The organism is uncultured Thiohalocapsa sp., from assembly GCF_913063425.1.
Lineage (GTDB): Bacteria > Pseudomonadota > Gammaproteobacteria > Chromatiales > Chromatiaceae > Thiohalocapsa.
Map to the genome: position 1 here is coordinate 91,407 of NZ_CAJXYK010000002.1, position 12,915 is coordinate 104,321.

10 protein-coding genes are annotated in these 12,915 nt (G+C 69.9%); 3 read left to right on the forward strand and 7 right to left on the reverse strand.

The features are described from left to right. Nucleotides 1-47 precede the first annotated feature (47 nt). Nucleotides 48-650 carry a hypothetical protein gene (locus QZ607_RS01355; protein WP_295878755.1) on the forward strand — a complete coding sequence of 201 codons (603 nt, stop codon included), beginning with the start codon at nt 48-50 and terminating at the stop codon, nt 648-650. A gap of 57 nt (nt 651-707) precedes the next feature. On the opposite strand, the gene QZ607_RS01360 is transcribed toward QZ607_RS01355, so the two are convergent. After that, complete coding sequence (locus tag QZ607_RS01360) at nt 708-1,097, reverse strand: DUF302 domain-containing protein (RefSeq protein ID WP_295878757.1); 390 nt, start codon at nt 1,095-1,097, stop codon at nt 708-710. A gap of 174 nt (nt 1,098-1,271) precedes the next feature. Between QZ607_RS01360 and QZ607_RS01365 the strand changes: the two genes are divergently transcribed. Both QZ607_RS01365 and QZ607_RS01370 read left to right on the forward strand, forming a co-directional pair. Then, a complete protein-coding gene (locus QZ607_RS01365) occupies nt 1,272-1,811 on the forward strand; it encodes a CIA30 family protein (protein WP_295878759.1) in 540 nt (179 codons plus the stop codon). 507 nt (nt 1,812-2,318) lie between these two features. After that, nucleotides 2,319-3,179, forward strand: coding sequence for a crotonase/enoyl-CoA hydratase family protein (locus QZ607_RS01370; RefSeq protein ID WP_295878761.1), 861 nt, complete (start codon nt 2,319-2,321; stop codon nt 3,177-3,179). A 77-nt stretch (nt 3,180-3,256) separates the two neighbouring features. On the opposite strand, the gene QZ607_RS01375 is transcribed toward QZ607_RS01370, so the two are convergent. From QZ607_RS01375 to sufB, 6 genes are all read right to left on the reverse strand, one after another. After that, nucleotides 3,257-5,581, reverse strand: a complete 2,325-nt coding sequence (locus QZ607_RS01375) for an ATP-binding protein (RefSeq protein WP_295878764.1) — start codon at nt 5,579-5,581, stop codon at nt 3,257-3,259. A 187-nt stretch (nt 5,582-5,768) separates the two neighbouring features. Then, the gene (locus QZ607_RS01380) at nt 5,769-7,427 is read right to left on the reverse strand and encodes a response regulator (RefSeq protein ID WP_295878766.1); all 1,659 of its coding nucleotides are present in this window, start codon (nt 7,425-7,427) and stop codon (nt 5,769-5,771) included. A 602-nt stretch (nt 7,428-8,029) separates the two neighbouring features. Beyond that, entirely contained in the window at nt 8,030-8,488 is a 459-nt protein-coding gene (locus QZ607_RS01385; RefSeq protein WP_295878770.1) for an SUF system Fe-S cluster assembly protein, read from the reverse strand. A 115-nt stretch (nt 8,489-8,603) separates the two neighbouring features. Then, nucleotides 8,604-9,965: a Fe-S cluster assembly protein SufD gene (gene sufD / locus QZ607_RS01390; protein ID WP_295878771.1), complete on the reverse strand. Its 1,362-nt coding sequence runs from the start codon at nt 9,963-9,965 to the stop codon at nt 8,604-8,606. After that, the gene (sufC, locus tag QZ607_RS01395) at nt 9,962-10,714 is read right to left on the reverse strand and encodes a Fe-S cluster assembly ATPase SufC (RefSeq protein ID WP_295878774.1); all 753 of its coding nucleotides are present in this window, start codon (nt 10,712-10,714) and stop codon (nt 9,962-9,964) included. Before sufC ends, sufD begins: the two co-directional genes overlap by 4 nt. Nucleotides 10,715-10,846: 132 nt before the next feature. Continuing rightward, nucleotides 10,847-12,355: a Fe-S cluster assembly protein SufB gene (sufB, locus tag QZ607_RS01400; protein ID WP_295878776.1), complete on the reverse strand. Its 1,509-nt coding sequence runs from the start codon at nt 12,353-12,355 to the stop codon at nt 10,847-10,849. Nucleotides 12,356-12,915: the final 560 nt, after the last annotated feature.

The window sequence follows — 12,915 nt, forward strand, 5'->3', positions numbered from 1 at the left end:
CCGCGCGTCGGCCACCAGCACCTTCACGAGCACAGACCCTTGCAGCCGTGACCGCGACGCACCCCTCCCAGCCGGACCCCGAGCGAGCCCCCGAGCAGGGTGCGTTTCGCTATCAACCCTTCTACTGCGAGGAGAATGCCTGGTGGCTCTGCGCGGAGCCCGCCCTGGGCGCGGGCCCGCGGCAGGTCGTGTTCATCCTCAACCGCCGCGGCGCCTGTCCGGTGGCCGCGCAGCGCGCGGCGCCGCCGGGGGCGCTGTGCTGGTGGGACTATCACGTCGTGGTACTGGACGCGGCGGGGCGCATCTGGGATCTCGACACGCGCCTCGGCCTGCCGGTGCCGGCCCTGGACTGGCTTCGCGGCAGCTTCCCTGTTGCGCACGCGCTGCCCGCGGATCTGGCACCGCTGTTTCGGGTCGTCCCCGCGGCGGACTACCGCCGGGACTTCGCGAGCGACCGCAGCCACATGCGCACACCGGCGGGCGACTGGCTCGAGCCGCCGCCGCCCTGGCCCGCCATCGGCCGCGGCATGAACCTGCCCGCGTACCGCAGCACCGCACCGGACGGCCCCGGCCGGCTGATGGACCGGGCACAGCTCACCGCCTGGCTTCGACAAAAGGCCGGGCAGCCCGAGTGCTCGCAGGGCGGATAAGCGAAGCGCATCCACCACGCGCCGGCCCGCGGAAGCGCTGCGCGTAATCTCCGCCGCTCAAGCCGACAGTGCAGACGCCACCCGATCCAGGCGCTCGCGCACCTGCGCCGCAAGCTCGGGCACCTGGGGGTTGTCCACGAGGTCCAGCACCGCCGCCGGGTCCATGAACAGCACGGACGTGCCCCCATCCTCCTCCTGACGCACCACGACGTTGCAGGGCAGCAGCAGGCCGATGTCGGGCTCCGCCGTCAGCGCCTGGTGCGCGAACTGCGGGTTGCAGGCACCGAGGATGCGATAGGGCCGATGCTCGACGTCGAGCTTGGCCTTGAGGGTGGCGGCGACGTCGATGTCGCTCAGCACGCCGAAGCCCTCGGCCTTCAGGGCCTCGGTGACCCGGGTGATGGTCTCGTCGAAACCGGCGTCGACGCGCGTGGAAAAGCCGTACATGGGCAGCTCCTGAGATGGTCTTGAGGTCGCGAATGGTCCGACCGCCGCTGCGGCGGTGTCGGTTGTGCCCGGAGATCGTTGCAGCGGCGCCGAAGTCAACACGACCAGGCGGATGACAACCGCTCGCGGCGCATGCACACTGGCGGCATGCGCTGGGCCCTGCCGATCCTTGCCATGACCATAGTCTCCACCGCGGGCGCCACACCCGACGGCCTCATCGACGACTTCCGCAGCGACACGGGTCCGTCCCGCCTCGGCACCACCTGGCGGCTGGTGACGGATCAGGTCATGGGCGGCGTCTCCACGGCGCGCATGCAGCGGCGCGAGCTGGGCGGGCGGCGGGCGCTCTGCATGACCGGCGATGTGAGCCTCGCCAACAACGGCGGCTTCGTGCAGATCAACCTGGCGCTGTCGCCGGAAGGGCGGCTGGACGCGAGCGCCTTCACGGGTGTGCGGCTCAGCGTGCGCGGCAACGGCGAGATTTACAACCTCCATCTCAAGACCGCCGCCACCACCATGCCCTGGCAGTCCTATCGCGCCGCCTTCCGCGCCCTGGACACCTGGACCGAGATCCGGCTCCCCTTCGCGAGCTTCACCCCGCACCGCCTGGTGCCGGCGCTCGACACCACGCGGCTGACGCGCCTCGGCATCGTCGCCATCGGCCGGGAGATGCGCGCCGACCTCTGCATCGCTGACATCGGCTTCTACCGCTGAGCCCAGCCGCCGTCCGCAGCGCCTCGGCTGCGGCGCGCCCGCGCCCCCCTTCCAAAGCAATCCGCCAGGTCTTCCTGCGCCCGTCGGCGCGTCTGCTGCGACGGGTACCCGGGGCGACATCGCAGTGTCCGCGCAGCTTGGCCGCAGCGCGGCTTTGCAGCCGCACGCCACATTCCCACACGCACCTGGTTACATTATTTCACTTATCTGTGAATAGTCTTTCCCCTGATTTTTATAAAAGTGAATCTGCCTAGCATGGCACAGGCGTTTGCACGGTTGCATGACAGGGCGGCACTCGTGTGCAGCTCCGGGATGACGCCATGACTACCCCGCGGTCGCGTTGCTCAGAGCGGCATTGACACAGCTCGCACGCCGCCAAAGCGCTGCTGACCCCGCCCGGGGCCGGATCTGCACGCTGCGGCCATCCCGCCCGCATGGCCGGGCGAACGCACCAAAACGGCCACCGACGCCAGCCTTTCCACACTCTTCGCCGAACCGGAGCCCGCCATGCCCGCAGTAACGACCATCGCCCCCCGCGACCAGGCCCTTCCCAGCTATCGTGAGCTCAGGCTGCACCTGGAGGAGCGGCGCGGCATCGCCTGGTGCTGGATGCAGCCATCCGCCCGGCCCTGCTTCAGCACCGCACTGCTGGCAGAGCTGAACCACTGGTTCGAGTACCTGCACCAGCATGCCGAGCGGCTCGGCGTGCGCTATCACGTCATCGCCTCCGCCGTACGCGGCACCTACAACCTCGGCGGCGACCTGGACCTGTTCCACCGGCTGATCCGGACGCGCGACCGCGCGGGACTGCGCGCCTACGGCAAGCAGTGCATCGACGCGCTGCATGCGAACCTGCGCGGCTTCGACGCGCCGGTGACGACCATCTCGCTGGTGCAGGGGAGCGCCCTGGGGGGCGGCTTCGAGGCCGCCCTGTCCAGCGACGTGCTCATCGCCGAGCACGGCACGCGGATGGGCTTTCCGGAGATCCTGTTCAATCTCTTCCCCGGCATGGGGGCCTACAGCTTCCTGTCGCGGCGACTGGACGCGAAGCGCGCAGAGCGGATCATCCTGAGCGGCGACCTCTACGATGCCGGGGCCCTGCACGACATGGGGCTGGTGGATGTCCTGGCGGAGCCGGGCGACGGCGAGCTCGCGGTGTACGACTACGTGCGCCGCGAGGATCGGGCCCGCAACGGCTATCGCGCCCTGCGCCAGGTGCGCGACCGGCTGGACCCGGTGTCCTACGCGGAGCTTCGGGACATCGTGGAGATCTGGGTGGATACGGCGCTGCGGCTCGACCCGCGGGATCTGCGCATGATGCAGCGCCTGGTGTCGCGGCAGACGGCGCTCACGGCCGCCGCGGCCTGAGCCCGGTGCAAGGCTGCCCGCCGCGGGCCGCGGGCCGCGGGCCGCGCGCCGCGTCGGCAGCCGCAGCCGAGCCCCGCTCAGGGCTGGCGGTGCGCCGGGGCCTCGGGCTGCGGCTGCCCGAGCGCTTGCAGCGTGGTGGCGAGGATCTCCCGCAGCTCCCCCAGCAGTCGCCGCGCCTGCGCGGAGTCCAGCTCGAACGGGCGCAGGCTCCGCAGCCGGCGCGCGGCGCCCACCAGCCGCCGCGCGCCGAGCTCCACGGCGCTGCCTTCCAGGGCGTGCAGGGCGCGGCGCAGGGCCGGGTAGTCCGCGTCGCGCAGGGCCTCGGCAACACCGTCCACGGCGCGCTCGGCATCCTCCCGGAAGCCCGACACCAGCTGCTCGAAAAAGCCGCTGCCGGCATCCAGGCCGCGCAGTGACGCGAGCTTGTGCGGGTCCAGCAGGGGCTCGTCGCCGCCGACGGCGCTGCCCTGCGGCGGCTCCGACCGGTTCGGCTCCGCACTCATCGCCGCGTGCGCCCCCGTGCTGTCAGCTCCGCCATCCCCGGCCGCCGCCCGCGCCACCCGGGCAATGCTGTCGAGCAGCCGGCGGCCCTCCACCGGTTTGGTGAGATAGGCATCGACCCCCGCGTCGCGGGCTTCAGCCAGCGCCGCATCCGTCGCGTCGGCGGACAGGATGATGGTCGGGATCGGGTCCTGCGGGTACATGAAGCGCTGGGCGCGAAACACCTCGAGGCCACAGCGCCCGGGCATGTTCTTATCCAGCACCAGCAGGTCGAGGCTGCCACCCTGCGCCTCCAGCACATCCAGTGCCGCCTCCCCGTCTTCCACCATGACGAGACGGTGCCCGGCGCGCTCCAGCACAGCGCGCAGCACGCGCCGGTTGGCATCGTTGTCCTCGGCGACGAGCACCTTGAGGCCGCGCCCCGGAGCCTGGCGGCGATGATGGTCGGTGAGTGACAGGATGTTCTCGGCGGCGCCGGCCGCGGCCGATCCGCGCGCGTCCATTGCCGCTGCCGCTGGGTCATCAGGGGCCTCGGCCGAATCCGCAGCGCCCGCCACCGCTGCGAGCGGCACGCGCGCCAGCGGCAGCTCGAACCAGAACAGCGAGCCCTCCCCGGCGCTGCTGCGAAAGCCGATGCGCCCGTCCATCAGCCGCACCAGCTCCCGGGCTATGGCGGTGCCGAGCCCGGTGCCGCCGTAGCGCCGCGCCGTCCCCGGGTTGGCCTGGCGAAAGCTCTCGAAGATGTGCGGCTGGTCCGCAATCGCGATGCCGATGCCCGTGTCCTCCACCTCGAAGCGCACGTCGAGGCTGGACGATGCCGCATCGTCGTCTGCACACAGGACGCGCACGGTCACGCCGCCCGACTCCGTGAACTTCACAGCATTGCCGAGCAGGTTCATCAACACCTGGCGGATGTGCAACGGGTCGCCGCGCACCGCCGGCGGCAACCGCGGGTCCAGGTGGGTGTCGAGGGCGATGCCCTTGCGCCTGGCCTCGGCGCCGAACATGGCCACCGTCTCCGACACCAACCGCCGCAGGTCCAGCTGCGCCGGCGCAATGTTGATACGCCCCGCCTCGATCTTCGAGAAATCCAGGATGTTGTCGATGATGCCGAGCAGGGTGCGACCGGAAGCATGGATGGTGCGCACAAGCTCGCGCTCCTGCCCGCGCAGGTCCGCGTCCAGCAGCAGGTCGCTGACGCCGATGACGCCGTTGAGCGGCGTCCTGAGCTCGTGGCTCATCTTGGCGAGGAAGCGGCTCTTCGCCGAGCTCGCCGCCTCCGCCTGGCGGACGGCACGGTGCAGCTTGCCGAGCAGTGCCGCCACATAGGACGGGATGATCAGCAGCACCAGCAGGTAGCTCAGGGCAAAGAAAGGGTGTGCATGCCAGTACGGCGAGCTGAGCGCCGCCAGGGAGAAACCGATAACGCTGAGCGCCGTGGCGAGCGCCAGATAGCGGGTGTCGTAGCGGAAGCCGTTGCCGACGATGACCCAGAGGTAGATCCCGAGCAGCGGCGCCCCGGACTCGCCCGACACGGCCATCATCAGCGAGGTGCCGGACAGATCCAGCAGGATACCGAAGCTGCGGCGCACATAGGCGGGCCCCAGGCCGCGGAGCGCGGCGAGCAGCAGCACCGCCGCCGCGAGCAAAAAGAGCCCGCCCACCCAGCGCACGGTCGCCACCGACTGCGCATCCGCGCCCTCGCTGCCGGCGGTGACCATGTAGAGCACGACGATGCCGCCGAGCACCAGGCGGATGATGGCCTGCTCGCGCTCGCTGTCGCCGCGCCGTTCCCCGCCACGCCGGCCGCGCAGCCAGGCGCCAAGAAAGCGCTGCCGGCCGCTGTCGGCCGCCGCCCGCGCGGGAGCATCTCGTTCGCCGTTGCGCACCATGACCTTCATCGATGTTGCCGTGGAGCCCGCCGGCAACCCCATGCCGAGTGATGATGCGTCGAGCTTAACGCATGCGCGGCTGCCTCATCCGTCGGGCCCTGCCCGCTCCCGCGAACCAGCGGCAAGTCGGCGAGGACCAGCGGCAAGGTGGCGTTCCGCACATCGCAGCAGGCCGGTGCGCCGCTTCGGCCAGCGCTCAGTCCGGGGATGCGGCGCTCGCCCCGGCGCTGACGCGGTGGATGGTCTCAAGGAGCTGTGTCACGTCGCCGTTCTTGCAGACATAGGCCGCCGCGCCCGCCTCCAGCATGGCCTGGGCGCGGTCCGCCTCCTCGTGCATGGACAGGCCGATCACGCGCACGCGCGGCCAGCGCTGCTTGATGCGGCGGGTCGCCTCCAGGCCGTCCAGGCGCGGCATGGTCAGGTCCATCAGCACCAGGTCCGGTTGTGTCTGCTCCACCGCGGCAATGGCGTCGAGCCCGTCGGCAGCCTCACCACTGATGCTGAGTCCGGGCTCGCCTGCAAGCATGGAAGACAACGCCCGCCGCATCATCGCATGGTCGTCCACCAACAGAATCCGCACCGCAACCTGCGGCGCTGCGCCGGCGCCCGCAGCAACAGAATCGGCCGCAGACGCGGCGGCGCCGGGCATGCTGTCCGCCGCCGGGCTTTTGGCCGTCGCGAGCGGCGCCGTCACTTCCACCCGGGTGCCGGCGCCGGGGCGGCTCCTGATGTCGAAGGCCCCGCCCAGCAGGTGCAGGCGCTCGCGGATGGAGAACAGCCCGAATCCGCCGTCACCGTCGCCGTCGCCGGGATGTGCCGAGACATCGAAGCCGACCCCCTGATCGGCCACCGCCAGCCGCACCAGTCCATCTGCGCCCGTTGCCAGGCTGAGCCGGACGCGCTCGGTGCCGGCATGCTTGACGACGTTGAACAGGGCCTCCCGCGCCGCTTCGAAGAGCACGCTGCGGACATCCTGGGACAGGGCCGGTGGCGATGGATCCAGCGCCAGCTCCACCTCCAGCCCGTAGCGTTGCCGCATGCGGCGCGCGAGCCACTCCAGCGCCTCGGCGAGACCGGCCTCGTGCAGGATCGGCGGGCTCAGGTCCCCCACCAGGCGGCGGGCGACCTCGGTGGCCTGCCGCAGCAGATCCGAGGCCGCCGCCAGGGCCTCGCGCAGCTTGGCCATGTCCGGGGCCTGGGGCAGTCGGCGACCGACCCGCTGCACGCTGAAGGAGGCACCCACCAACAGCTGCTGGAGATCGTCATGAATGACCTTGGCGAGCCGCTGGCGCTCGCGCTGCTCGGTGAGACTCAGCTGGCTGGACAGACGCGCCAGTTGCTCGCCGCGACGCCTGAGCTCCTGGTGCGAGCGGCGCAGCGTCAGCAGGTTACGGCAGCGCACCCGGCACTCGTACTCGTCGATGGGGCGGCTCAGGAAGTCCGTGGCGCCCGCTTCCAGGGCGTCGTAGCGCACCTGGCGGTCGTCCACCACCGTCACCACGATGACCGGGACGTCACGGCACGCCGGCAGCGATCGGACGCGGCGAATGAAGGCCAGACCATCCATGCCGGGCATCAGGTAGTCGGTGACGATCAGATCCGGTGTCTGCGCATCCAGCGTCGCGAGCGCCGCCGCGGCGTCGGCAAAGCAGCGGACATCGATGCTGGCGTCGACGCCGTGGATCACGTGCTCCAGAATCCGGCGACCGGCACTTTGGTCGTCCACCACCACCACCAGCGCCGGACCGGCAGCGCGGACGGTGGCGCCGGGCAAGTCCGTCGGCGCCGTGAGGCCGCCGTGGCTGCTCTCGCGCTGCGCATTCAACATCAGGGCACCCCAGCTTCTGAAGACCATGCCAGAGACCGCGGCGTCGCTGCCCGGCAGGTTGCGCGACCCACGCCGGCGGCGTCAGCCGCATCGCACCACCGCCGGAGGGGCCAACCGCAGCGAACAGCGTTCGTGACGCCGCGGACCGGGCCCGGATGCCGCTGTACGCCGCGCCAACGCTAGCATCACTTCAGTGGCGTCGGAACCCGGACCGAGCACAGGGCTCCTGCATGCGACCAGCGGCGCTTGTCAGCCGGTGAAAAACGGTGTTTCAACGCCGGGATGGCCGCATCCGCAGCGTCTCAGCACCTGAGGATGCGCTGGGGCGAGCACGGATTCAATGCGCGCGGACAGTCCGGGACAACCGGTCGCGCGGCCGATGGGGGTCGAGTACGGCGCCGGACGGCCGCACTCCGGGTCGCAGCCGGAGACGGCGGCGGCGGGGCTGGGGGGCGCCGCGGCGGCGTCTTTCGCCGGCCGTCTGCACCGGACGCCGCCGCGGGCGGATGAGAATGCGGGGGCGGGGCGCCGCTGCCGAAAGCGCAGGGCAGCCGACAACCCCGGGCGCCTTGGGGCCGGCGGCCGCAGCGGGCCGGGGCCGGGCCGTGCGCCTTACGAGATGCCGACGCCTACAGCATGCCGAGCTGGAGCTTGGCCTCGTCGGACATGGTGTCGGGGCTCCACGGCGGATCCCAGACCAGCTCCACCTCGACCTCGCCCACGCCGTCCACGGTCTTCACCGCGTCCTTGACCATCACCGGCATCATGCCGGCAACCGGGCATGCCGGGGCGGTCAGGGTCATGTCGATGGCGATGTCCCCGCTGTCGGCGATGTCGATCTTGTAGATGAGCCCCAGGTCGTAGATGTTGACCGGGATCTCCGGGTCGTGGACCTTGCGCAGCGCCGCGACGATGGGCTCCCGCAGGGCCTCGCCGTGGGGTGCTGCGGCAGCGGACGCAGCATCTGGGGCAGCGTCCGGGGCGGCATCCGCCGGCGCGGCGGTGGCCGCGTCGGCTTCGGTCTCGTCGCGATCAACGCCCTCTTGATGGCCGGCACCGAAGCCGGCGAAACGCGCAAGTCTGTTCATTGGCTTACCCACCGTTACGGCCTTTCGGGCCACTGGCGCCGGGCCGCACTGACGCGGCGCGGTCGGGCCCGCTACGGGTTATCGCATCCGGCACCGGGCTTGGCACCGGGCCGACTCAGAGCGTTGCTGCCTCCAGGCGCCGACCGACGGCGTCGGCCACATGGCCCGCCAGGGCCTCGTTGCCGAGCGCGTCGATCATCTCGCCGGCGAAGCCGATGCAGAGCATGCGCCGCGCAAGCCCCTCCGGAATGCCGCGCGAGCGCAGGTAGAAGAGCATTTCAGGCTCGATCTGCCCCACGGTGGTGCCGTGGCTGCATTTCACATCGTCGGCATAGATCTCGAGCTGCGGCTTGGTGTCCACTTCCGCGTTCTGTGACAGCAGCAGATTGCGGTTCGACATCTCGGCGTCCGTGTGCTGGGCGTCCTTGGCGACGTACACGAGTCCGTCGAACACCGCCTTGCCCTTGCCGTGGACGATGCCCTTGAAGTTCTCGCGGCTGGTGCAGCGGGGCAGCCCGTGGTGCACGTCCAGGTGATAGTCCAGCAGCTGCTTGTCGCCGGCGAGGTAGAGCCCCTGGAGGTCGCATTCCGCATGCTCGCCGCTGAAGCGGGTCACCAGGTCGGTGCGTGCCCAGCGCCCACCGATGCCGACGTTGATGCCGTCGTACCGGCTGTTGGCGCCCTGGCGCAGGTAGACGCCGGCGATGTGGAAGGCGCTCGGGCTCTCCAGCTGGATGCGGCGATGCTTCAGCAGCGCATCCCGGCCGAGGTCGATCTCCAGCACGGCGTTGTTGCAGTAGAGGGCATCGCCGAGGCTCGCCCAGCGCTCGATGAGCGTCACCTGCGCGCCGTCGTCGAGGCGGATCAGGTGCCGCGGCTGGGCCACCCTCGGCTCGTCCATGCCGACGGAGAGGTGCAGCAGCTCCACCGGCTTCTCCAGCACCGCGCCCCGCCCCGCGTGCAGCACCAGGCCGTCGTCCATGCCGGCGGTGTTCAGCGACGCAAAGACATGCGCGCCGTCGCCGGCAACGGCATTGACGCGCTCGGCGAGCGCCGTGGGATCCGCGGCCAGGCTCGCCCGCAGGCCGTTCATGCGCACGCCGGCCGGCAGCCCGCTCAGGTCCGAGAGCTGCGGCGCGAAGCGGCCGTTGACCATGACCACACGGTGGGCGTCGAGCCCCGGCACCAGCACGTCCTCGATGTCTTCGGGCAGCAGTGCCGACATGGGTTCGCCCAACGGCGGCTCGTCCACCGGCGTGAACCCCTGCTCCAGCAGTGTGCGCAGGCCAGTGTAGCGCCAGCCCTCGGACTTGCTGGTGGGCGCGCCCTGCGTGTGCACACGCGCCGCGGCGGCGGCGCGGGCGGCGGCGAGCCAGTCCGGCTCGCCGGCGGCCGCCTGCGGCAGCCAGCTGTCGAAGGGAGCCGGCTCCACGCCCGCCGTGGCCGGGGTCTCGGTCTTGAGTGCCTGCGCGCTCATGCCGCGGCCTCGTCGACGATCCAGCCGTAGCCCTTCTCTTCCAGCTCCAGTGCCAGCTCCTTGCCGCCGGAGCGGATGATGCGACCCTTGGCGAGCACATGGACATAGTCCGGCTCGATGTAGTCGAGCAGGCGCTGGTAATGGGTCACCACGAGCATGGAGCGCTCAGGGCTGCGCAGGGAGTTGACACCATTGGCCACCACCCGCAGCGCGTCGATGTCGAGGCCCGAGTCGGTCTCGTCGAGGATGGCGAGCTTGGGCTCCAGCAGCGCCATCTGGAAGATCTCGTTGCGCTTCTTCTCACCGCCGGAGAAGCCGACGTTGACGGGACGCTTCAGCAGGGAATCGTCCAGGTGCAGCACCTTCAGCTTCTCTTTCATCAGGCGCATGAAGGAGACCGCGTCCAGCTCCTCTTCGCCGTGGTATTTGCGCTTGGCGTTGAGCGCGGCCTTCAGGAAGTAGGTGTTGTTCACGCCCGGCAGCTCCACCGGGTACTGGAAGGCCAGGAACAGCCCCAGACAGGCGCGCTCCTCGGGGTCGAGCTCCAGCAGCTCGCGCCCCTCGAAGGTCACGCTGCCGCCGGTGACCTCATAGCCCTCGCGCCCCGAGAGCACGTGTGCGAGCGTGCTCTTGCCGGAGCCGTTCGGCCCCATGATGGCGTGCACCTCGCCGGCGCCCACTTCCAGATCGAGACCCCGCAGGATCTCCTTGTCGTCGACCGTGGCCTTCAGGCCTTTCACAGACAGCATGATTGACTCCGTCGGCTGGCGGCATCCGTCGCGCCCGTATGCGGGGCGGTGGGCCGGCTGCAGCTCGCTCGTGTGTTGAAATCGCGCGCGGTATCCGCGCGCGCGGTTGTCGTTCCCCCGCGGGCGGGCGGCTCAGCCCACGGCACCCTCAAGGCTGATGCTCAAGAGCTTCTGCGCCTCCACGGCAAACTCCATGGGCAGCTCGTTGAAGACCTCCTTGCAGAAGCCGTTCACGATCATGGACACGGCGTCCTCCTCCGACAGACCGCGGGAGCGGCAGTAGAAGAGCTGGTCGTCGCTGATCTTCGACGTGGTGGCCTCGTGCTCCATCTTCGCCGTCGGGTTCTTCACCTCGATATACGGGAAGGTGTTGGCGGCGCACTTGTCGCCGATCAGCAGGGAGTCGCACTGAGTGTGGTTGCGCGCCCCCTCGGCCTTGCCGGCGATGCGCACCAGCCCGCGGTAGGACTGAATGCCGTGCTGGGCCGAGATGCCCTTGCTGACGATGGTGGAGCGGGTGTTCTTGCCGAGATGGATCATCTTGGTGCCCGTGTCCGCCTGCTGCTTGCCCTTGGTGACGGCCACCGAGTAGAACTCGCCCACGGAGTTGTCGCCGCGCAGGATGCAGCTCGGATACTTCCAGGTGATGGCGGAGCCCGTCTCCACCTGCGTCCAGCTGATCTTGGAGTTGTCGCCGCGGCAGTCACCACGCTTGGTAACGAAGTTGTAGATGCCGCCGCGACCCTCCTCGTCCCCCGGGTACCAGTTCTGCACCGTGGAGTACTTGATCTCGGCGTTGTCCAGCGCGATCAGCTCCACCACCGCTGCGTGCAGCTGGTTTTCATCGCGCTGCGGCGCCGTGCAGCCCTCCAGGTAGCTCACATAGCTGCCCTCGTCGGCGACGATGAGCGTACGCTCGAACTGGCCCGTCTTGGCCTCGTTGATGCGGAAGTAGGTGCTGAGCTCCATGGGGCAGCGGGTGTTCTTGGGCACGTAGACGAAGGTGCCGTCGGTGAACACCGCGGAGTTCAGCCCGGTGTAGAAGTTGTCCGTGGGCGGCACGACGCTGCCGAGATACTTCTGCACCAGCTCCGGGTACTCCTGCACCGCCTCGGAGATGGAGCAGAAAATAACGCCCGCCTCCGAGAGCTTCTCACGGAAGGTGGTGGCCACGGACACGCTGTCGAAGACGGCATCCACGGCGACACCGGCGAGCGCCTTCTGCTCCTCGATGGGGATGCCGAGCTTCTCGTAGGTCTCCAGCAGCACCGGGTCCACCTCGTCCAGGCTCTTCAGCTCCTTCTTCTTGGGCGCCGAAAAGTAGGAAATGGACTGATAGTCGATGGGCGGGTAGTGCACCGCCGCCCACTTCGGCGTCGGCATCTCCAGCCACTTGTGGTACGCCGCCAGGCGCCAGTCGAGCATCCACTGCGGCTCGCCCTTGCGCTGGGAGATGGTTGCGATGACGGACTCGTCCAGGCCCGGCGGCAGGGTGTCGGACTCGATCTCGGTGACGAAGCCGTGCTCGTACTCCGATCTGACCAGATGGCCGTACTCCGCCTCGGCCTCCGCGGCCTTGGTGGAGGTCTGCGCTGCCGTCTTGGCGTCGCCGGGAAGGACGTCGTCGGGTGTTGCACTCATGGCTCGCTCCGATTTCTGAGTAGATTACTCGGTTATTGTATTGTGCGTTTGCACGTATTCAAGGCGCAGGTCGCAGGGAATCTCGGGTCCCGGAGCCGCAGGGCGCTCCAGGCGGCGGCAGAGTCGATGCACACGGCGCGGGTTTCAAGTCCGCGGCCGGCGCCGACGCCCGCAGCAGGCGCCTTCGCCGTGATGGCGCCCGCCTGCGCAAAGCACAAGGCCGGCCCAGGTACGCCGAGCTCAGTCGCCCTCCCGGGTACGCCGACTTCAGTCGGCCTCCCGGGGACATCGGACTTCAGTCCGCCGCCGGCACATAAACCCCGGCCACCGGTGCCCCGCAGCGATGCAAGGGGCAGTCGATTGCAAGCGACAATTATTTGCATTATCGTTCATGTTCCCCGTAGCCGGCCCGATGCGCTCAGCGGCGGTGAGTGGCACGGGCGGCAACTTGGCTCTGGCTTAAGCCGGCCTCCTCACGGCGCGTCACAGCGGCCACGTCGGACCGGCGGCGCTGCCGGGTGGCCGGGGCTGGGCGGTCGGCGCTGGGCGGTCGGCGCTGG

Excerpts from the sequence above, each read along its gene's own strand:
- sufD (WP_295878771.1), bottom strand. The coding sequence starts at position 9,965 with ATGAGCGCGCAGGCACTCAAGACCGAGACCCCGGCCACGGCGGGCGTG.
- sufC (WP_295878774.1), bottom strand. The coding sequence starts at position 10,714 with ATGCTGTCTGTGAAAGGCCTGAAGGCCACGGTCGACGACAAGGAGATC.
- QZ607_RS01380 (WP_295878766.1), bottom strand. The coding sequence starts at position 7,427 with ATGGTCTTCAGAAGCTGGGGTGCCCTGATGTTGAATGCGCAGCGCGAG.
- QZ607_RS01370 (WP_295878761.1), top strand. The coding sequence starts at position 2,319 with ATGCCCGCAGTAACGACCATCGCCCCCCGCGACCAGGCCCTTCCCAGC.
- QZ607_RS01375 (WP_295878764.1), bottom strand. The coding sequence starts at position 5,581 with ATGAAGGTCATGGTGCGCAACGGCGAACGAGATGCTCCCGCGCGGGCG.
- QZ607_RS01365 (WP_295878759.1), top strand. The coding sequence starts at position 1,272 with ATGACCATAGTCTCCACCGCGGGCGCCACACCCGACGGCCTCATCGAC.
- QZ607_RS01385 (WP_295878770.1), bottom strand. The coding sequence starts at position 8,488 with ATGAACAGACTTGCGCGTTTCGCCGGCTTCGGTGCCGGCCATCAAGAG.
- QZ607_RS01360 (WP_295878757.1), bottom strand. The coding sequence starts at position 1,097 with ATGTACGGCTTTTCCACGCGCGTCGACGCCGGTTTCGACGAGACCATC.
- sufB (WP_295878776.1), bottom strand. The coding sequence starts at position 12,355 with ATGAGTGCAACACCCGACGACGTCCTTCCCGGCGACGCCAAGACGGCA.